Origin of the sequence: Phenylobacterium zucineum HLK1 (assembly GCF_000017265.1) — a bacterium.
Lineage (GTDB): Bacteria > Pseudomonadota > Alphaproteobacteria > Caulobacterales > Caulobacteraceae > Phenylobacterium > Phenylobacterium zucineum.
In genome coordinates this window covers 1,229,522-1,250,345 of record NC_011144.1, presented here as the reverse complement: position 1 = coordinate 1,250,345, position 20,824 = coordinate 1,229,522, and the positions used below count along the sequence as shown (strand labels likewise).

13 protein-coding genes are annotated in these 20,824 nt (G+C 72.1%); 6 read left to right on the top strand and 7 right to left on the bottom strand.

Going from position 1 to position 20,824, the window contains the following annotated elements; all coding sequences use genetic code 11:
* Positions 1–93 precede the first annotated feature (93 nt).
* Positions 94–1,098, bottom strand: a complete 1,005-nt coding sequence (locus PHZ_RS06030; RefSeq protein ID WP_012521659.1) for an NAD(P)H-dependent flavin oxidoreductase — start codon at positions 1,096–1,098, stop codon at positions 94–96.
* Between the two features lie 136 nt (positions 1,099–1,234).
* Between PHZ_RS06030 and PHZ_RS06025 the strand changes: the two genes are divergently transcribed.
* Entirely contained in the window at positions 1,235–2,485 is a 1,251-nt protein-coding gene (locus tag PHZ_RS06025; RefSeq protein WP_012521658.1) for an acetyl-CoA C-acetyltransferase, read from the top strand.
* Between the two features lie 35 nt (positions 2,486–2,520).
* On the opposite strand, the gene PHZ_RS06020 is transcribed toward PHZ_RS06025, so the two are convergent.
* On the bottom strand, positions 2,521–3,747 hold the full coding sequence (locus PHZ_RS06020) for a mechanosensitive ion channel (protein WP_012521657.1): 1,227 nt from the start codon (positions 3,745–3,747) through the stop codon (positions 2,521–2,523).
* Between the two features lie 104 nt (positions 3,748–3,851).
* Here PHZ_RS06020 and PHZ_RS06015 point away from each other — a divergent pair, with 104 nt between their 5' ends.
* Together PHZ_RS06015 and scpA are read left to right on the top strand one after the other, a co-directional pair.
* Positions 3,852–5,273 (top strand): methylmalonyl-CoA mutase family protein, encoded by a 1,422-nt coding sequence (locus PHZ_RS06015; protein WP_012521656.1) that lies wholly within the window; start codon positions 3,852–3,854, stop codon positions 5,271–5,273.
* 127 nt (positions 5,274–5,400) lie between these two features.
* Entirely contained in the window at positions 5,401–7,557 is a 2,157-nt protein-coding gene (gene scpA, locus PHZ_RS06010; protein ID WP_012521655.1) for a methylmalonyl-CoA mutase, read from the top strand.
* A 4-nt stretch (positions 7,558–7,561) separates the two neighbouring features.
* Here scpA and PHZ_RS06005 read toward each other — a convergent pair whose 3' ends face one another.
* Together PHZ_RS06005 and PHZ_RS06000 are read right to left on the bottom strand one after the other, a co-directional pair.
* Positions 7,562–8,638 (bottom strand): PepSY-associated TM helix domain-containing protein, encoded by a 1,077-nt coding sequence (locus PHZ_RS06005; RefSeq protein WP_012521654.1) that lies wholly within the window; start codon positions 8,636–8,638, stop codon positions 7,562–7,564.
* A complete protein-coding gene (locus tag PHZ_RS06000) occupies positions 8,638–10,767 on the bottom strand; it encodes a TonB-dependent receptor (protein WP_012521653.1) in 2,130 nt (709 codons plus the stop codon). Before PHZ_RS06000 ends, PHZ_RS06005 begins: the two co-directional genes overlap by 1 nt.
* A 168-nt stretch (positions 10,768–10,935) precedes the next feature.
* On the opposite strand from PHZ_RS06000, the gene PHZ_RS05995 reads away from it, so the two are divergent.
* Complete coding sequence (locus PHZ_RS05995) at positions 10,936–11,568, top strand: superoxide dismutase (protein WP_012521652.1); 633 nt, start codon at positions 10,936–10,938, stop codon at positions 11,566–11,568.
* Here the strand turns inward: PHZ_RS05995 and PHZ_RS05990 are convergent.
* The gene (locus PHZ_RS05990) at positions 11,565–13,658 is read right to left on the bottom strand and encodes a winged helix-turn-helix domain-containing protein (RefSeq protein WP_012521651.1); all 2,094 of its coding nucleotides are present in this window, start codon (positions 13,656–13,658) and stop codon (positions 11,565–11,567) included. The two genes, PHZ_RS05995 and PHZ_RS05990, sit on opposite strands and share 4 nt — an antisense overlap.
* A gap of 104 nt (positions 13,659–13,762) precedes the next feature.
* On the opposite strand from PHZ_RS05990, the gene PHZ_RS05985 reads away from it, so the two are divergent.
* Positions 13,763–15,661: a TonB-dependent receptor domain-containing protein gene (locus tag PHZ_RS05985; RefSeq protein WP_012521650.1), complete on the top strand. Its 1,899-nt coding sequence runs from the start codon at positions 13,763–13,765 to the stop codon at positions 15,659–15,661.
* A 3-nt stretch (positions 15,662–15,664) separates the two neighbouring features.
* On the opposite strand, the gene PHZ_RS05980 is transcribed toward PHZ_RS05985, so the two are convergent.
* Complete coding sequence (locus PHZ_RS05980; protein ID WP_012521649.1) at positions 15,665–18,988, bottom strand: amidohydrolase family protein; 3,324 nt, start codon at positions 18,986–18,988, stop codon at positions 15,665–15,667.
* Positions 18,989–19,092: 104 nt separating this feature from the next.
* Between PHZ_RS05980 and PHZ_RS05975 the strand changes: the two genes are divergently transcribed.
* A complete protein-coding gene (locus PHZ_RS05975; RefSeq protein WP_012521648.1) occupies positions 19,093–19,614 on the top strand; it encodes an FKBP-type peptidyl-prolyl cis-trans isomerase in 522 nt (173 codons plus the stop codon).
* Between the two features lie 85 nt (positions 19,615–19,699).
* On the opposite strand, the gene PHZ_RS05970 is transcribed toward PHZ_RS05975, so the two are convergent.
* A complete protein-coding gene (locus PHZ_RS05970; RefSeq protein WP_012521647.1) occupies positions 19,700–20,812 on the bottom strand; it encodes a S1C family serine protease in 1,113 nt (370 codons plus the stop codon).
* Between the last annotated feature and the right edge of the window lie 12 nt (positions 20,813–20,824).

Sequence of the window (20,824 nt, the reverse complement as noted above, 5' to 3'; positions counted from 1 at the left end):
GATGGGAACGAACTAAGCCCAATAATTCCTATGTATCAAATAGGATTACACTGCAAGCGGGCTCAGTTTTCCTGAACCCGGGCGAGCGGCCGGCTATTCCGCCGCCAGCAGCGTGCGGCCTGCGGTGAACGAGGTCTTCTCAGCCAGCTCGGCCTTGGCCGCCTCGTACTCGGCGGCGAGCTGGGCGATGCGCTCGGCGGCGCTCGGGATGTCCTTCACCGCTCCGATGCCCTGGCCGCAGCCCCAGATGTCGCGCCAGGCCTTGGACTTCTGGTTGCCGCCCGAGCCGAAGTTCATCTTCGACGGATCGCTCTCGGGCAGGTTCTCGGGGTCCATGCCGGCCGCGCGGATCGACGGCGCCAGATAGTTGCCATGCACGCCGGTGAAGAGGTTCGAATAGACGATGTCGTCGGCGCTGGAGGCGACGATCATCTCCTTGTAGGCGGCGTCGGCGTTGGCCTCCTGCGTCGCGATGAACGCCGAGCCGATGTAGGCCAGGTCCGCGCCCATCGCCTGGGCGCCCAGGATGGCCCGCCCATTGGCGATCGAGCCCGACAGCGCGACGGGACCCTCGAACCACTCGCGGATCTCCTGGACCAGGGCGAACGGCGAGAGCTGGCCCGCGTGGCCGCCGGCCCCGGCCGCCACCGCGATGAGTCCGTCGGCGCCCTTCTCCACGGCCTTCTTGGCGAAGCGGTTGTTGATGACGTCGTGCAGCACCACCCCGCCGTAGGAATGGACCGCCGCGTTCACGTCCTCCCGCGCGCCCAGCGAGGTGATGACGATCGGCGCCTTCCACTTGGTCGAGGCCTCAAGGTCGTGCTCCAGGCGGTCGTTGGTCTTGTGGACGATGTGGTTCACCGCGAACGGAGCCGAGGGCGTGTCGGGATGGTCCCGGTCCCAGGCGGCCAGCTCCTCGGTGATCTGGTGCAGCCACTCGTCCAGCAGGCTCGCCGGGCGGGCGTTCAGCGCCGGGAACGAGCCCACCACGCCGGCCTTGCACTGGGCGATCACCAGCTCCGGCCCCGAGATGATGAACAGCGGGCTGGCGATCACCGGCAGGCGGAGGCGGTCACGGAGAACGGGCGGCAGGGCCATGGGCGCTAGGTCCTCGAACGGTTGTTGGATTTACAACGTACAACATCATGCCGCAGGGGCGAAACGCATTTCCTCTGGACTGACGCCACGTCCGGCAAGCTGATTGGCGCCATCGCATTCCCGGGGAGGACGAGACATGCCCGAAGCTCTGATCATCGACGCCTGCCGCACGCCGCGCGGCATCGGCAAGGTCGGCAAGGGAGCGCTGGCCGACTTCCACCCGCAGCACCTGGCCGCCACGGTCCTGAAGGCCCTGGCCGAGCGCAACGGCCTGAAGACCGAGGAAGTCGACGACATCGTGTGGGGCACCTCGTCCCAGCGCGGCAAGCAGGGCGGCGACCTCGGCCGGATGGCGGCCCTCGACGCCGGCTACGACGTCCGGGCCAGCGGCGTCACCCTCGACCGCTTCTGCGGCTCGGGCATCACCGCCGTGAACATGGCCGCGGCCCAGATCATGTCGGGCATGGAGGACCTCGTCATCGCCGGCGGGACCGAGATGATGTCCTACACCGCCGCCACCGCCTCGATGCAGGGTCCCGACGGCGGCCCGGCTCTGATCGATTCCGGCAACACCCGCCTTCGCGCCCGGCACCCGCAGTCGCACCAGGGCGTCTGCGCCGACGCCATCGCGACCATGGAAGGGATCACCCGCGAGGCGCTGGACGAGCTCGCCTACGTCAGCCAGCAGCGCGCCGACGTGGCCATCCGCGAGGGCCGCTTCGACCGCTCGCTCGTGCCGGTCTATCGCGACGACGGCACGGTGGCCCTCGACCGCGAGGAGTTCCCCCGCCCGCAGACCACCCGCGAGGGCCTGGCGGGCCTGAAGCCCTCGTTCGAGGCCATGGCCAACGTGCCGCTGGACGACAAGGGCACGACGCTCGCGGGCCTGATCAACCAGGTCTATCCGGACCTGAAGATCCGCCACTTCCACCACGCCGGGAACTCCTCGGGCGTGGTGGACGGCGCCGCGGCCGTCCTCCTGGCCTCGCCCGAATACGCCAAGAAGAACGGCCTCAAGGCCCGCGCCCGCGTGGTCGCCATGGCCAACGTCGGCGATTCCCCGACCCTGATGCTCAACGCCCCGGTCCCGGCGGCGAAGAAGGTGCTGAAGAAGGCCGGCCTGACCCCCGACGACATCGACCTGTGGGAGATCAACGAGGCGTTCTCGGTCGTCGCCGAGAAGTTCATCCGCGACCTGAACCTCGACCGCGAGAAGGTCAATGTGAACGGCGGCGCCATGGCCCTCGGGCACCCGATCGGCGCCACTGGCTCGATCCTGATCGGCACCGTCATCGACGAGCTGGAACGCCGCGGCCTCCAGCGCGGTCTCGTCACCATGTGCGCCGCCGGCGGCATGGCCCCCGCGATCATCGTCGAGCGGGTCTGACCCCGCAAACCTCCCCCGCTCGCGGGGGAGGTTTTCTACTTGGGGCCACCCTTCGTCCACTTCTCCAGCAGCCTGGCCGCCGCCTCGCGGCCGCCGATGCCGAAGGCCAGGGCCGCCGCCACCGCCGCCGAGCCCAGGATCAGGCCGAACGCCAGGATCACGATCTCGTCGGCGATGCCCATGAAGCGCAGGCCCATGGCCGTGGCCAGGGCGATGGTCGCCCACTTCACGATGTCGGACGCGAAGCCGTCGGCGCCGTTGGTCGACCGGTCGATCAGCGCGGACAGGAAGTTCGCCACCATCACCCCGATGGCGATGATCACCCCGCCGAACAGGACGTGGCCGGCCAGGTCAAGGATCTCGGCCAGCATGCCGGCGATCGCCGCGAAGGCCAGCAGGCGCGCGGCCTCCACCGCCGAGAACAGCATGATCGCCACCAGCGCCAGGCGCGCCACGACCTTGGACGGGGTGAGCCGCGGCGCCGCGCCTTCGACCTCGACCGTCCCCGGCGGCGGCTCGGCCTGGCCGACGCCCAGTCCCTGCAGGCTGCGGTCGAAGCCCAGCGAGGGCAGCAGCTGCTCCAGCAGGCTCGCCACCCAGCGGCCGATCACGAAGGCGATGGCCAGCACGATGGCCGCCGCCAGGATCCGCGGCAGGGCGTCCAGCACCGTGGCCAGGACCGCCACGGCCGGGTCCGAGATCGCGCTGACGCCGAGCTGCTGCAGGGCCGCGATCGTCACGGGGATGATGATCAGCACGAACACCAGCGTGCCGACAGTCTTCGACAGGCCCGAGGCGCCGGTCACCCGCGACAGGCCCGCCCGCTCCAGCCAGGCGTCCATCCGCGCCGCGGCCAGCCCCGCCTCGACGACGCGCCGGGCAAGGGTCGCCACGATGAAGCCGACGAAGAAGATCACCACCGCCCCGATCAGGTTCGGGATGAAGGCGGTCACCTCCAGCAGCAGGCCGTTCAGGGGCGCCACGATGCTGTTCAGGCCCAGCATCGAGAGCGCCGCGATCAGGCCGATCAGCAGCACCAGCCAGTAGCCGAGCTGGCCCAGCTGGTAGCCGGCGGTATCCTTGGGATCGGCGCCCGCGTTGTGCTGCTTCACGCCCGGGATGCGGTCGATGATCCGCGCGAGGCCCCATTGCGCCGCCTTCGCAAGCGCGTGCGCCGCGAACAGGATGACGACGGCGATCAGGATGCGCGGACCCCAGTCCATCATCATGTCCTGGGCGCGGTAGTAGTCGATGGTCGGCATCGCGGTCCTCCCGGTCTCGGCCGGCGAGCTTAAGGCCGAATCGGGCCCCCGCGATGCCGCTGGGTGAACTTGACGCGATCGTGCGCGGCGGCCCATCTGCCCCCATGTCGGACGCACGCCTCCTGGACCCTGGAATCACGCCCGCGGGCGAGGACGCCTGGCGCGCCCTGGTCGCCAAGACCCTGGGCGAGAAGCCCTTCGAGAGCCTGCTGAAGCAGACCGCCGAGGGCCTGCCGATCCAGCCGCTCTACGCCCAGGCCCCGCAGGGTCCGGCCTTCCCGCCCCGTCCCTTCGACGCCGAGCGGCCGTGGGACGTGCGCACGCTCACCGCCCATCCCGATCCCGCCCGCGCCAACGCCGAGCTGCTGGCCGACCTGGAGGGCGGCGCGGCCTCGGTGACGGTGAGGATCGACCCGACCGGCCAGGCCGGCGTCGCCGTGGGCTCGGCCGAGGGGCTCGCCCGCGCGCTCAAGGACGTGGTCGTCGAGCTGGCGCCGGTCGGCCTCGACGCCGGCTTCCTGGGCCCCAAGGCCGCCGACTGGCTGCACGCGGTCGCCAAGTCCTCGCCGGGCGCGAAGCTGGCGTTCAACCTCGATCCGCTGAGCGCCTTCGCCGAGGCCGGCGAGAGCCCCGGCCCGGTCCAGAGCCATCTGGTCAGCGCCGCCACCGTCGGCGTGCGCCTCGCCCAGCCCTACCCGCACGCTCGGCTGTTCCTGGCCTCGGGCCGGGTGGTCCACGAGGCCGGCGGCGGCGAGGCCCTCGAGGTCGCCTTCGCGGCGGCCGCGGCGGTGGCCTACGCCAAGGCGCTGGTCCGTGCGGGCCTTCCGATGAACGAGGCGTTCGCGCGCATCGCCCTCGGCCTCTGCGTCGACGCGGACTATTTCGTCGGCATCGCCAAGCTGCGCGCCGCCCGGGCGGTGTGGGCGCGGATCGCCACCGCCTGCGGCGCCGATCCCCTGGCGCGGATCGAGGCCCGGTCCTCGCGCCGGATGCTGGCGGCAAGGGACGTCTACACCAACATGATCCGGCTCACCGCCGCGGGCTTCGCCGGCGCGGTCGGCGGCGCCGATACGGTCCAGCTCGGCCATTTCACCGACGCGCTGGGCCTGCCCACCGCCTTCGCCCGCCGCGAAAGCCGCAACACCCAGCTCGTGCTGATGGAAGAGGCCAGCGTCGGCCGCGTCGCCGACCCCGCCGCCGGCTCGGGCTACATCGAGGCGCTGACCGACGAGATCGCCCGCGCCGCCTGGGCCCGGTTCCAGGCCATCGAGGCCGCCGGCGGCCTGGTCGCCGCGCTCGAGAAGGGCGACGTCGCCCGCGAGGTCGAGGCCGCGAACGCCGCCCGCGGCGAGCTGAAGATCCTCGGCGTCAACGCCTTCCCGCCCGCCGACGAGGCGCCCGCCCAGGTCGAGCGGCCCACGCCCGTCCCGGTGGACGCGCCCTCGCCCCGCCTGCCCGGCCCCGACGGCCGCTGCCCGCCGCTCAAGCCCATGCGGCTGTCCGAAAAGTACGAGGCCCTGGCATGAACACCCTCGTCTTCCTCCGGTCGTCCGCAGGGCGATCCGGGGGACCCAAGCCGCCTCGCCACAACGACGCCGTCAGCATGGGTCGCCCGGACATGCCGGGCGATGACGAACTTTGGGATCTGCGTTGATGTCCTCGTTCCCCGATTTCGCCGCCCTGCCGTTCGACGCCGAGCTTGCGTCCGCCCCGCCCGCGACCGGCGAGGCCTGGGCCACGCCCGAGGGCATTCCCGTCAAGCCGGCCTATGACGCGTCCGACGCCCACGGCCTGACGGAGCTGTCCGGCTATCCCGGCCTCGCGCCCTTCGTCCGGGGCCCCTACCCCACGATGTACGCGACCAATCCGTGGACCATCCGCCAGTACGCGGGCTTCTCCACGGCCGAGGACTCCAACGCCTTCTACCGCCGCAACCTGGCGGCCGGTCAGATGGGCCTGTCCATCGCCTTCGACCTGGCCACCCACCGCGGCTACGATTCCGACCATCCGCGCGTGCCCGGCGACGTCGGCATGGCGGGCGTGGCCATCGATTCCATCCTCGACATGCGCACGCTGTTCGACGGCATCCCGCTCGACAAGATGAGCGTGTCGATGACCATGAACGGCGCCGTGCTGCCGATCATGGCGCTCTACATCGTGGCGGCCGAGGAGCAGGGCGTCCCGCACGAGAAGCTGTCGGGCACCATCCAGAACGACATCCTCAAGGAGTTCCTGACCCGGAACACCTACATCTACCCGCCCGGTCCCTCGATGCGGATCATCGCGGACATCTTCGCCTACACCTCGAAGGAGATGCCGCGGTTCAACTCGATCTCGATCAGCGGCTACCACATGCAGGAAGCCGGGGCGACGCTCGACCTGGAGCTGGCCTACACCCTGGCCGACGGCATCGAGTACGTCCGCGCCGGCGTCGCCGCCGGCATGAGCGTGGACCAGTTCGCCCCGCGCCTGTCGTTCTTCTGGAACGCCGGCATGAACGTCTTCATGGAGATCGCCAAGCAGCGGGCCGCGCGCCTGCTGTGGGCCAAGCTCATGAAGCAGGAGTTCGACCCCAAGGACGCTCGCTCGCTGTCGCTTAGGGCCCACACCCAGACCTCGGGCTGGTCGCTGGCCGCCCAGGACGTGTTCAACAACGTCGCGCGGACGGCCATCGAGGCCATGGCCGCCACCGGCGGCCAGACCCAGAGCCTGCACACCAACAGCCTCGACGAGGCCCTGGCCCTGCCGACCGACTTCTCGGCCCGCATCAGCCGCAACACCCAGCTCTTCCTGCAGATCGAAAGCGGCCAGACCCGGGTGATCGATCCCTGGGGCGGCAGCTACTACGTCGAGGCCCTGACGGCCCAGCTCGCCGAGCGCGCCCTGGCCCATATCGCCGAGGTGGAGGCGCTCGGCGGCATGGCCAAGGCGATCGAGGACGGCCTGCCCAAGCGGCGCATCGAGGAGGCCTCGGCCCGCACCCAGGCGCGGATCGATTCGGGCCAGCAGAGCGTCGTCGGCGTGAACCGCTACAAGCCCGACGTCGCCGACGACATCCCGGTGCTGAAGGTCGACAACACCGCGGTCCGCACCGCCCAGATCGCCAAGCTGAACCGGCTGAAGGCCGAGCGCGATCCCGAGGCCGTGGCCGCCGCGCTCGACGCGCTCTCGGCCGGCGCCGCCGGCGACGGCAACCTGCTGGAGCTGTCGGTGAACGCCGCCCGCGCCAAGGCCACCGTGGGCGAGATCTCCTACGCGCTCGAGAAGGTGTTCGGCCGCCACAAGGCCCACGCCGACGCGGTGAAGGGCGTCTACCTGCGCGAGGCGGGCGCCACGCCGGCCGCCGACCGCGCCCGCGCCATGGCCGAGGCCTTCCGCCAGGCCGACGGGCGCAGGCCCCGCGTCCTGATCGCCAAGATGGGCCAGGACGGCCACGACCGCGGCCAGAAGGTGATCGCCTCCGGCTTCGCCGACCTCGGCTTCGACGTAGACATCGGCGACCTCTTCCAGACCCCGGCCGAGACCGCCGCCCAGGCGGTGCGCGACGGCGTCCATGCGGTGGGCGCGAGCTCCCTGGCCGCCGGCCACCTGACGCTCGTTCCCGAGCTGAGGGCCGAGCTGGCCAAGCTGGGCCGGCCCGACATCGTGGTCTTCGTCGGCGGCGTCATCCCGCCCGAGGACTTCAAGGCGCTGGAGGAGATGGGCGTGGCGGCGATCTTCCCGCCCGGCACCGTCGTGCCCGAGGCCGCCATCGAGGTCCTGGACCGCCTGAACGAACAGCTCGGCTACGCCCAGGAGGCGGCGCAGTAGGCGGCTACTCCGCCGCCTGCGGCGCGGCCTTCGCGGGGACGGGCCTGCGCCGCGTCTGCTTGATTAGGAACGACCAGAGGCCGAAGCCGCCCAGGGCCGCCAGCGCCAGGCCGCCCAGGAACACCACGGCCTCGTAGGCGATCCCGCCCACCTTGCCCGCGTGCAGGGGGTAGAAGCTGTTGTAGGCGCGCATCCCGGCGCCGAGCGCCATCGCGTCCACCGTCCCCAGCACGCGCTCGTCCGACGGATCGATCCAGACCACGGTGCGGCCGTTCGGATGCCACTCGCCGGGCTGCTTCATCCGGATCGTCGCCGGCGCCCCCGGCTTGCCGGGCGTGGAGGCCATCCGCAGCGTGGCGTCGGGGAAGGCCGCCTGCGCGGCCGACAGCGCCCGCAGCCAGTTCACCTCGCCCTCGCCCGCGGCCGGCGGCTTCGGCGCGGCGGGGCCCGGCGCGGCGGCGGCCATCAGGCCCTGCGTCGTCTCGTGGAAGATGATCGCACCGCCGGTCAGGCACAGGACGAACACGGGCAAGGCCGTGATCACGCCGAGGTTGCGATGCGAGCCCACCAGGTCCGCCCGCTTGGTCAGGGTCTTCGGCCAGACCCGCGCGCCGAAGCTGCGCCAGGCCGGCAGCCAGACGATCGCGCCCGTCAGCACCAGCAGCGCGCCGGCGATCCCGGCGGCGCCGACGACCTTGTCCCCCGTCTCGCCCGCCAGCAGCCGGTGGTGCAGCTCGAACAGCCAGCCCTCCGCCCGCTCTGTCGGCGCGAACCGGACCAGCAGCCGGCCGTCGGCCGCCGCATAGCCCTGGTCCTTGTCGGTGAAATAGACCCGGTGGACGCCCAGGTGCGGACCGGCCAGCGTCACGTTGCGCACTTCTCCCGGCGCCTGCGCCTGGATCGCCTGCACCGCCGCGCCCAGCGCCCGCGGCGAGGCCGCGACCCCGCCCCGCGCCTCGGGCACGGTCAGCTTCACCCACGGATCGCGCAGCACCAGCAGGCTGCCGCTCAGCCCCAGCACGACGAGGATCAGCGCGAGGATCGCGCCGGCCCAGGCGTGCAGGGTCCTAAGCAGGCCCATCAGAACCGCCGCGCCACCGTCAGCGTGAAGGTCCGCCCGCGGCCGGCCCAGTAGCGGTTGTTGTCCGTGGGGTTCTGGGTGTCGCTGAAGTAGCTGATGTACTGCTCGTCCAGCAGGTTCTGGATGCCCAGGCTGACGTCGGCCGCCTCGAGCCGCCACGTGCCGACGGCGTCCACCACGGTGTAGCCCTCGAAGGCGTTGGCCGCCGGCTCGCCCTCGAAGCTCCGGCTCTCGAACGTCTGCGCCTGGACGCGCAGCGAGGCCGGGCCCCACGTCCCCTCGGCGTAGACCGTCAGCCGGTCGGGCGAGATGTTCGCCCCGTTCAGGTCGCGCTCCAGCGTCCCGTCGCCGTCGCCGTCGGTGCGCCCGTCCAGCTTGGAGTAGGCGCCGCCCACGGTGAGCCAGTCGGTCGCCTGCACCCGCAGCGTGGCCTCGAAGCCGTCGATTTTGGTCTTCTGCCGCTGCACGTCGAAGGTGCCGCCCGCGTTGAGCACCAGCAGCGCGCCGCGGTCCGACTTGGATTCGAAATAAGCCAGCGAGGCGCGCCAGCGCTCGCGCGCCACCTCGACGCCCACCTCGACGTTGTCCGAGACCACCGGCTCGACATCCAGATAGGTGTCCACGTCCCGACCGGGGGTGTTCACCGCCCGCAGCACCCGGCCCACGTCCGGCATGGTGAAGCCCTGGGCATAGGAGGCGTAGGCGGTGACGCCGTCCACCACCGTGACCGTGCCGCCGACGTTGAACAGGGTTTCCTCGAAGCTCGGCGAACCGCCGGCCACCTCGACCCCGCCGCCGGCCGCGAAGACCGTCACGTAGTCGTCCACCTTCAGGGTGGCGTTCTCCTGGCGCGCGCCGGCCGACAGGTGCACCCGCCCGTCGAACAGCGCCTGGCGCAGCTGCAGGAACGGGGCGAGGCTCTCATAGGTGGTCTTGGGCACCCAGTAGCGGTCGGTCAGGATCAGCGCCTGGAAGGTCTTGTCCCGGATGCCGTCGAGGCCGACCAGGTACTTCAGGCCGGGGATCGCCTGCACCTCGCGCTCGTAGTCCAGCTTGAAGCCCAGCTTCTCGGAGTTGTTGGCCGACTGGTCGAACAGCGTGCCCACCGGGGCGATGCGCGGATCCTGGAAGGTGCCCTCCCGGCCGCCGCCGAAGGTGCCCTCGTAGTCGTGGCCGTAGGCCTGGGCGGTGAACGTCCCGCCCAGGAGGTCCCGGTCGCGGTAGGTGGCGGCGACCGAGGTGACCTTGTTGCGCGGCGGGCGGCCCTCCTGCGTCCCGCGCCAGCCGCTGGTCGGGCGGCCGGTCGTCCGGTTCCCCGCGACCACGCGATAGTCGCCGTCGCCCTCGAGCTGGAAGTGGTTGGCCATGATCTCGATGCGGCGCGTGTCGGTCAGGTCGAGGCCCGCCTTGCCGAACAGCGAGAAGGAGTCGGAATCCTGGATGTCGCCCTGGGTGCTGTCCGGGCCGATCCGCAGGCCGTCCGCGTCATAGAACGCGCCGCGCTTCTCGTAGGCGGCGCCCGCGGTGAAGTCCCAGACGCCGAAGTCGCGGCCGGCGATCCCCGCCAGCTTGTAGCCCAGGCTGTCGCCCTCGCCGCTGTCGTCGAAGGTGGTCTGGCCCATCACCTTGCCCGTCCAGCCGGCGGCCTCGCCCGGCGTCGAGACGGTGACGTAGTTCACCACCCCGCCGGTGGCGCCGATGCCCTGGATGGCGTTCGAGCCGAACACCACCTCGACCCGATCGATGAAGAACGGATCGATGGTGAAGCCGTCGCGGCTGTCGTCCCGCAGCGGCGTCGACTGGGGCACCCCGTCCACCAGATAGAGCGGCGAGCGGCCGCGCACCGTCTCGCCGAATCCCGAGAGCTTCTGGCGGGTGGGCGAGAACGAGGGGGCCAGCGCCGCCACGGCCTCGACGGCGCTCTGCGACAGCGCCTGCTGGGCGGTCAGCTCCTCCTGGCCGATGACCTGCACGGTGGCCGGCGTCGCCGCCCGCGGCTGCTCGACGCGCAGCGCCGTGATCACCACCTCGTCGAGGTTGATGGGCGCGGGCTCCTGCGCCTGGGCCATGCCCGCGGCCAGCGCCGAAAACGCCGCCCCGGCCAGCCACGTCCTGCCTGCCCGCCCCATCCAGAAAGCTCCGTCTGCAAATGCTTCGCAGCCTCATAGGCCGACGCAGTTGCAAGTCAATCTCATCAGCACGGAATTCTCGCCGACGGGTTCGGAACGGCGCCCGGCTTGACTATGTTTGGAAGGCGACTGGCGCGTCTCGCGCCGCCTCCCCAGGGAAATGCCGATATGTATATTCTGCCAGACCTTCCGTACGCCCATGACGCGCTCGAGCCGGCCGTCTCTGCCGACACCCTGCGGACCCACCACGGCAAGCACCACAAGGCCTACGTCGACAAGACGAACGAGATGGCCCCCAAGGCCGGCCTCGACGGCCGTCCGATGGAGGACGTGGTCCGGGAGTCCCGGCGCATGGGCGAGCAGAAGCTGTTCAACAACGCCGGCCAGGCCTGGAACCACGCCTTCTTCTGGCAGTGCATGACCCCGAACGCCCGCCCGCCGTCCGGCGATCTGGCGCAGGCCATCGACAAGGCCTTCGGCGGTCTCGACAAGCTGAAGGAGGTGTTCGTCGCCGAGGGCGTGAACCACTTCGCCTCGGGGTGGGCCTGGCTGGTCGCCGGCGCCGACGGCCTGAAGGTGACCTCCTTCCACGACGCCGACTGCCCGCTGGTCCACGAGGGCGCCTTCCCGCTCCTCGTCTGCGACGTGTGGGAGCACGCCTACTACCTGGACTACAAGAACGACCGGAAGGGCTTCCTGGAGCGCTGGTTCGACGAGGTCGTGAACTGGGAGTTCGTCGAGCGCCAGTACGCCGCGGCCCAGGGCCAGGGCGAAGGCTACCGCTACCCCGCGCCGACCTAGCGCGCGGCGCTCAGGTCGAAGAGTCCCAGGTCCACCTGCTCGTCCACGTTCTGCGAGACGAGCACCCGCCCGCCGGGCGCCAGGCCGATCTCCCCCGTTCCGGTGGGCAGCACGGCGATCGGGCGCGGCGGGCCCGACCAGGGATGCAGCCACAGCGAGGGCGCGGCTTCCCGCCGCGCCCTCAGCACATAGGCCCCCTCCGGACCCACGGCGAAGGCGTCGGCGCTGCTCAGGCGCGCTTGCGGAACCGCGCCGCCGTCCAGCGCTTCCAGCGGTCCGCCGCCCACGGGAACCCCGAACAGCCGCCCGTCCGGACCCGGCCGCATCTGCCCCCAGGCGCGCTCGGCCAGCGTCCGCGGCGAGGCGCCGGGCGCGAGGGCCAGCTCCATCACCCGGTAGCGTGCTCCCGTCCGCTGTAGGTAGCGCAGGCTGCGCCCGTCGGGCGACCAGGCGGTCTCCAGCTTGTCGGTCCCGTCGTCCGTGACGGCGCGCAGCCGCGAGCCGTCACGAGCCACCGTGTAGATCTCGGCCTTGCGCCCCTTCACCGCCACGAAGGCCAGGCTGCGCCCGTCCGGCGACCAGGCCGGCGAATGGACGTAGGAGCCCACGATGTTCGTCAGCCGCACCGGCTGCGTCCCAGGCGGGCTGATCCACAGCTCGGACGAGCCGGAACGGTTCGAGACATAGGCCACCGCCCCGTCGGCGGCGCCCTCGGGCTCCCAGTCCGCGCCCGCCGCGTTGGTCACCGGCGTGACGGCGCCGTCGGGGCCGACCAGCGCGATGTTCGTCCGCCCGCGCGGCAGCTCGACCGCCAGCCGGTTGCGGCGGTCGATCGACATGCGGCTGAAGGTGAGCTGGCCGAAGCCCAGGCTGATCCGCCGCGGCTCGCCGGGCCGGCGCGTGTCCACCGTCCACAGTCCGAACTCGCCGCCGCGGTTCGAGGAATAGAAGAGATGCCGGCTGTCGGCCGACCAGACATAGCCCGCCGCCTTCCAGCCATCGGTGGTCAGAGCCTGCTCGCGACCGGTCGTCAGGTCCTTCACGAACAGGTCGTCGGCCCCGTGCAGCAGGGTGCGCCGGAAGGCCACCCGCCGCCCGTCGGGCGAGACCATCGGGTCGCTGTCGCCCAGGGTGTCCGCGGGCGGGTTCGTCAGGTCGCGCACCGCGCCCGTGGTCAGGTCCACCGCCCGGATGCGCCAGAGCGCGTCGGGCGCCGGCCGGTCGCCGATCGCCAGGGTGTTCGCATCCAGCCAGCTCACCCGGGTGTAGGTGGACGACTGGCACTGCGCCGCCACCCGCTCGGGCCCCAGCGGCACGGGCGCGACCACCAGCTGGCACGGCCCGTTCGGCACGGTGCGTACGAAGACGATGCGGTCGCCCGCCGGCGACCAGGCGGCGCTGTGGTCGTCGGCCGGATGGCTGGTGATCCGCACCGGCGTGCCCTGGTCCACGCCGCGGATGTAGAGGTCCCGGCCCACCGTGGAATCCGGCCGCTGCGAATAGACGATCTGCTGGCCGTTCGGCGAGATCGCCGGGTGCGTCTCCAGTCCCCGTTCGGCGGTCAGCGGATGGTACGAGGTCGCCGTCCAAGCCACCGGCCGCGGATACAGGGCGAACGCCGCCGCCGCGCCCGCGGCCGCGATCCCCGCCGCCGCCGCGGCCCAGGCCCACCGGCGGCGCACGCCCGCCTGTACTGGCGCGGCGGGCGCGGCCTCGTCCCCGGCCGCCATCGCCGCCCGCCGCGGCTCGCCGCCGGCCTGCAGCCGGTAGCCGACCGTCGGGATCGTATCGAGGTGGATGCGCGGCTCTCCCGCCAACGCCTTGCGCAGCTGCGCCACGCAGCGGTTCAGCGCCCCCTCCGTGACGATGCGGCCTTCCCAGCACAGGTCGATCAGCTCGTCCCGGCTGACCGGATGGCCGCGGGCCCGGTGCAGGGCCACCAGCACCTTCATCACCCGCGGCTCCAGCGTCGTGACGCGGCCGCCGATCTCGACCTCCAGCGCGGCCGGACGCACCTGCGCCCCCGCCAGGACGAACGGCAGTTCGCGCGCCAGCGTCAGCTTCGGCCAGAGAGCGACATGCTCGTTCATCGCGAAACCATCACGAATAAATCACGCCCGCAGCCGCGCCGCCCCGGCCGCAACATCGGACAAACCGCCCGGTCTGAACAGCCCAGTTCGCCGGGATTACACCGATGTCACGTATCACCGTTCTGCTATTCACCACCGCCCTCGCCTCCCCCGCCGCGGCCCAGGACAGCGCCGTGCGCTCGGCCGCTGACGCCTTCGGCGAACGCGTCGGCATCGAGCAGCTCGGGCTCTACAACGAAGGCCAGGTGCGCGGCTTCGACCTGAACAACTCCGGCGCCTACCGCATCGAGGACGCCTATTTCAGCCGCGCCGCGCCGATCAACGATCCCGTCCTGGCGGGCGTCGGCGTGCGGGTGGGCGTCAACGCCGCCGCCCTGGCCTACCCCGCCCCGTCGGGGGTGGTGAACTACCGCCTGCGCGAGCCCGCCGCCCGCAACAGCCTCACGCTCGGCGGCGGCGTCCGCGACTACCGCACCCCCACGGTCGAGGCGAACGGCTCGTGGAGCGACGCCGGCGGCCGCTTCGGCCTGGCCGGGGGGATCGTCTGGCGGCCGGTCGCCCGCTGGGGGGCTGGCACCGAGGGGGATGCGGTGGACGCCGGCCTCGTCGGCCGCCTGGCGCTCGCCGAGGGCCATGTGCTGCGCGCCTTCGCCAGCGCCTACGTCCGCGATTACGACGGGGACTACGCCTTCAAGTCGGCCGACGGCGCCGTCCCGCCCGACGCGCGCCGGACGCACGAGTACTCGCCCGTCTGGGCTCGGGTGGAGGCGATGAACGCCAACATGGGCGTCCTCTACGACGGCGAACTCGCCGGCTGGTCGGTGGACCTGGCCGCCTTCCGCTCGATCTTCGACACCGAGCGCACCGACTTCACCCTCGTGGAGACCCGCGCCGACGGGACGGCCGAGGCGACCCTGTTCCTCTCGCCGCCCAAGCGGAACGTCTCGGATTCCGGCGAGGCCCGCATCAGCCGCGTCTTCGGGACCGGCCCGGTGGATCACCTCGTCTCGGCCTCGCTGCGGGGCCGCCGCAGCGAGGTGGAGCTGGCAAGCAGCCTCGCCGTCCCGCTCGGCCCGCTCACCCTGGCCACCGACGTCGCGCCGTCCGAGGAGCCCGCCTGGAGCGGGAGCCGCGGCCTCGACGTGGTCGAACAGGTCACCGGCTCGCTGGGCTACGGCCTCGCCTGGGGAGACCGGCTGCAGGTGCGGCTGGGCGTCCACCGCACCCGGTACGAGAAGGACGTGCTGACGATCGCCGGCGTGCGCACACGCGGGACCGAGGAGACCATGCTCTACAACGCCTCGGCCGTCGTCGGCCTGACCGGCCGCACCGCCCTCTTCGGCAGCTGGGTGACGGGCCTGGAGGAAAGCGGCGTCGCGCCCCAGTCGGCCACCAACCGCAACGAGGTTCTGCCCCCGGTCGAGGCCGAGCAGTTCGAGCTGGGCGTCCGCCACGCCCTCACCGACAACCTGACGTTCATCGGCGCGCTGTTCGACGTCTCCAAGCCCACCATGGGGATCCGCGCCGACGGCTCGTTCGGCCATGTGGGCCAGGTGGCGCACCGCGGCGTCGAGGGCTCGCTCGCCGGCCGCCTGGGCGAGAAGACCCGCATCGTCCTGGGCACCGTCGCCTTCCGGCCGGAGGTCTCGGGGCCGCTGGTGGAGGCCGGCGTGGTCGGCGACCGCGCGGCCGGCATCTCCAGCCTCGTCGCCAACGCCAGCGTCGAGCGCCAGCTGGGCGGCGGCTGGTCGGTGGACGCCCAGCTCAGCTACTGGGGCGAGCGCTGGGCCGACAGCCGCAACACCTTCAAGACCCCGGCCCAGGTGCAGCTCAACCTCGGCGCCCGCCGCAGCTTCGAGCTCGGCGACCATCCGGCCCAGTTCCGGCTGCTGGCCTCCAACGTCACCGGCGCCGACGGCTACTGGGCCTCGCCGTCCGGCCTGCTCTGGCCGATCGGCGCCCCCACCGTCCGCGCCCTGCTGTCGGTCCGCTTCGGCGGCTGATCCCTATTCCCACCAGTAGGGCGCGCGCTTGCGATCGCCGGTGACCACCTCGTTCATGGTGGCCGGATCGTACAGCCGCCCGCCCAGCATCACCCGGTGGACCTTCTCCGAGTTGCGGATGTCCTGCGTCGGGTCGGCGTCCAGCACCACGAGGTCGGCCAGCTTGCCGGCCTCGAGCGAGCCGATGTCCGCGTCCATGCCCAGCGAGCGGGCGGGCACGATGGTGCCGGCGCGCAGCGCCTCCACCGGGCTCATGCCGCCGCGCACGAAAGACCACAGCTCCCAGTGCGAGCCGATGCCCGCCTGCTGGCCGTGCGCCCCGATCGAGACCGGCACGCCGCGCTTGGCCAGCTTGTGCGCCTCGCGGGCGCTGTCGTCGTCCACGTAGTCGCCCTCGGGCGCGATCGGCCGGCGGACGGTCTCGGCGGCGAGCTGCGCGGGCGGGGTGTGGGCCTTGACGATCGGCTGGTCGAACACGTCGGTGTGCGCCCGCCAGTAGCGGTCCCCGTCCAGCCCGCCGAACGTCACCACCAGGGTCGGGGTGTAGTAGGTCGAGCTCTGGCCGAAGTAGCTCAGCACGTCCTCGTAGAGGTTCATCTGCGGGATATTGTGCTCGAGGGTCGAGTTGCCGTCGGCCACCAGGGTCATGTCCTGGCCGAACAGGGCGCCGCCCTCGGCCACCACCTGCATGCCCTCGCGCCGGGCCGCCTCCACCACCTGCTGGCGCTGCTCGCGGCGCGGCTGGTTGTAGTTCTTCACGCTGTGGGCGCCCTGGGCCTTCAGTCGCCGCACGTGCGCCAGGGCGTCGTCCAGGCTGTTGATCTCGGCGTAGCTGCGGGCGGCCTTGGCGCCGTAGACCACCTCGCCGGTCGAGAAGATCCGCGGGCCGACGATCTTGCCGGCGCGCTGCATCTCCTGGGCGGCGAAGGCCTCGGCCGCGCGGGTCGAGGGATCGTGGATCGTCGTCGTCCCCAGGGCCAGGTTCACCAGCAGCGACCAGTTCTGCTGCGGCGTCATCTCGTCGACGCCGTAGGGGCCGTGGGCATGGGCGTCGATCAGACCCGGGATGATCGTCTTGCCGGTGACGTCGACCGTCCTGGCCCCCGCCGGGATGGCGACCTCGCCGCGCCGGCCGACCGCCGCGATGCGGTCGCCGCGGATCACGATCACGCCGTCGTCGATCGTCCCGGCCCCATTCCCCGCCATGGTGACGATCCGCGCGCCGGTCAGGGCCGTGACGCCCGTCGGCTTGTCGGCGGCGACCTCGGTGGAGAGCGAGACGCCGCTCGTCGGCGGCTCGAACTTGGCCGCGGCCTCGCCGGCCGGCGCGCTGCGGAAGAAGCTCCCGCTCTCGGCCGTGTAGACCGTCGGGCCCGCGCTCCAGTGCAGGCGCCGGCCGCCGTCGGACCAGTGGATCCACGTCGCCCCGCCGTGGCTGACGCGGGTGACCGGCATCGGCCCGCCCTTCAGGTCCACCGCCACCTCCTGCCCGCCGGGCATCAGCGGCATGACGTGCGCCTCGTAGTTCTGCCGGAAGGCGAACAGCGCCCCGTCGGGCGAGACGCTGTAGTCGGTCACCAGCTCGCCCTGGGCGTGGACGCGCTTGGCCTCACCGTTCAGGTCGGTGGAGACGAGCTGCTGCTTGCCCTTCTCGGAGGCCACCATGAACACGCGCTCGCCGTCCGCCCCGAACTGCGGCGCGCCCATGTCGCGGGCGATCCGCACCGGCGTCCCGCCCGAGGCGGGCACGCGATAGACGCCCGGGTTCTCGGACCAGGCCCGCGCGGTCAGGAAGCCGCCCTCGCCCTTCTCGAACACGATCGTGCGGCCGTCCGGCGAGAACTGCGGCCGGGCGTAGTGGCCGGGCTGGTTCGTGACGTCGCGCGCCGTCCCGCCCGAGGCGGCCACCGTCTTGATTCGGCCCAGACCCGCGTCGGTCCAGCTGACGAAGGCGATGGTTCTGCCGTCGCGCGACCAGGCCGGGAACAGCTCGAACGCGCCGTCGTCGCCGCGCGTCAGGCGCCGGGCCGCGCCGCCCGCCATCGGCTTCACATAGAGCTTGCCGAGGCTCTCGTAGACCACCTGCCGCCCGTCGGGCGAGACGGCGGCGTAGCGGGTCATCTTGGTGGCGAAGCGGTCGGGGGCCACCTGCACCTTCGGGTGCGGCGCCTCGATCACCGCGCGGGTGTCGTTCACCCGGAAGGGGATCACCCGGGCGTTCGCGCCGTCGGCGTCCACGCGGCGGATCTTGCCGCCCGCCCAGAACACCAGGGTCTTGGAATCCGGCGTCCAGGCCAGGTTCGGATAGAGGCCGACGACCGCCCAGGTCTCCTGCATGTCGCGGTCGAGGTCGTCGTAGACCTTGCGCTCCACGCCCGAGGCCAGATCCTTCACATAGAGCCGCGACTGCGTCCGCTCGCGGCGGATGAAGGCGATCTTCTTGCCGTCCGGCGACGGCGTCGGCCGCACCGACCCGCCCGGCCCGGCCACCGCTGTCGAGGTCTCGCCGGTCGCCAGCTCGTAGCGCTCGATGTTGAACAGGTCGGTGTTGGAGTCCTGGGCGTACTCGAAGATCGGGCCCGGTGTGATGTTCCGGGTGAAGTAGATCGACTTGCCGTCGGGGGCGAAGATCGGCTCGCCCAGCTCCTTCTGGTGCTGTTCGTTCGGCCGCTTGACCAGCGGCACGCCGCCGCCGCCCGAGACGTGGTACAGCCACACCTCGCCGGTGCCGAGCGAGCGGCCGGTCGTGAAGTGCTTCTTGGCGGCGATGAACCGGCCATCGGGGCTCCAGGCCGGCTGGTTCAGCAGGCGGAACTCCTCCTTGGTCACCTGCCGCTTGTCCGAGCCGTCGGCGTTCATCACCCAGATGTTGTCGCCGCCGCCGCGGTCCGAGGTGAAGGCGATCCGCTTGCCGTCCGGCGAGAAGCGCGGCTGCACCTCCCAGGCCATGCCCTCGGCGATCCGGGTCGGCGTCCCGCCCGAGATCGGCATGACGTAGATGTCGCCCAGCAGGGCGAAGGCGATGGTCCGGCCGTCGGGGCTGACGTCCAGGTCCATCCAGGTGCCTTCGTCCACGTTGATCGGGACCTGGCGCACCTGGCCCACCGTCGGCGGGTTGTTCACGTCCCACTTGGCGGGATCGGCGGCCGGGGCCGGGGCCGGGGCTGCGCCGGTCGTCTGCGGAGGAAGCGGGTCCTGGCGGTTCTGCGGGCTCGCGGCCTGGTCCTCCGGTCCCTGGACGGGCGGCTGCGGCGGGGGCGGCGTCTGCGCCCAGGCGGCGGAAACGATGGCGGACGCGGCGACCGCGGCGAACAGCTTGGACTTCATGAGGCCCCCCAGACGAAGGCGCCATTGAGCCCAGGTCGGGCCTTGCGCGCAACCGCTCCAAGCAGGACGGTGTTCGCCGAAATCCTGGGGAGTCGGGGAAGAAAATGATCCGCCACGCCGCCTGCGCCGCCCTTGGCGGCCTGCTCGTCGCCGCCTGCGCCAGCGCGCCAGCTCCATCCGCGCCGACGTCCGCCCCGGCCGCCGACCTCTCGCCCCAGGCGCGCTGGGAAGCCGGCCAGGCGGCGTACCTCGCCTGGAACACCCGCCGCCACGGCTGGAAGACCACCGACAGCGGCCTGCAGTACAAGGTGTTGAAGCGGGCCCCGGCCTCGGCGCCGCGGCCCGAGCCCGGCGCCACCGTGACCATCCACTACACGGGGACGTTCATCGACGGGCGCAAGTTCGACTCCTCGCGCGACCGCGGCGAGCCGGCGACCTTCCCGCTCGGCCGGCTGATCAAGGGCTGGCAGGAAGGCGTGCCGATGATGCGCGTCGGCGAGCGCTGGCTGTTCGCCATCCCCGCCGACCTGGCCTACGGGAACCGCAACCGCGACCCGATCCCGAACGGCAGCGCGCTCCTCTTCGACATCGAGCTCATCGCCGTCGAGGGGAACGCCGTCCGCTGACCTCCTCCTCCCCCGCCGGGGGAGGGGGACCATGCGCAGCATGGTGGAGGGGCTGGCCCGAAATGCTCGGCTCGGGACCGGCCTTCTACAGGTCGTCCGGCCGGCGCGCCGCCGTGACCGTCACCTCCGAGCGCCGGCCGCCGCGCAGGACCTGCAGCCGCAGCCGGCTGCCGGGCGCCGCCGCGGCGATGGCCCGGGTCAACCCGCCGGCGCCGGTGATCTCCTCCCCGTTCACCGCCGTCACCACGTCGCCGGGCCGCAGCGCACCCGCGGCAGGACCGCCGCGCGCCACGTCGACGATCAGCCCGCCGCGCGCGCCGCGCGCGCCCAGCCGAGCCGCCAGCGGCGGGGTCAGGTCCTGGACCCCCACGCCGAGGTAGCCGCGGGTCACCCGGCCGGACTTGATGAGCTGCTGGGTGACGTTCTCGGCCAGGTCCGCGGGGATCGCGAAGCCGATGCCGACCGAGCCGCCGCTGGGCGAGAAGATCGCGGTGTTCACCCCCACCACCCGGCCCTGCAGGTCGAAGGACGGCCCGCCCGAGTTGCCGCTGTTGATGGGCGCGTCGATCTGCAGGTAGCTGACGTAGGCCTCGCCGATCTCGCGGCCGTGCGCCGAGACGATCCCGGCCGTCGCCGTGCCGCCCAGGCCGAAGGGGTTGCCGACCGCCACCACCCAGTCGCCCACCTCCGGCAGGGCCGAGCGCGCGAAGCTGACGAACGGCAGCTCGCGGGCGTCCACCTTCAGCACCGCCAGGTCCGAGGGCGGGTCGCGCCCCACCAGCCGCGCCGGAAGCTGGCGGCCGTCCGCCAGGGTCGCGACGATCTCCTGCGCGCCCTCCACCACGTGGTTGTTGGTGACGATGTAGCCGTCGGCGCTGATGATGAAGCCCGAGCCGGCCCCGCGCTGCACCGGGACCGCGAAGCCGGGCAGCCCGCCCTGCGGCGTCCCCTGCAGCCAGGGCAGCGCGCCCTCGGCCACCGCCAAGGTGTCGATCGACACGACCGCCGGCGAGACCCGCTTGACGATCGGGGCGAAGGAACTGGGCGCTCCGCCGGCCGGGGTGGCGATCACCGGCGGCTGCACCGCCGTGCTCTGCTCGGCCGGCGGCTCGGCCTGCCGCTGCTCGCAGCCGGCGAGCCCCAGGATCAGGGCGGGCGCCAGGACGGCCGCCAGCACGCTCGCGTCAGCTCTCCTCATCTCCACCTCATA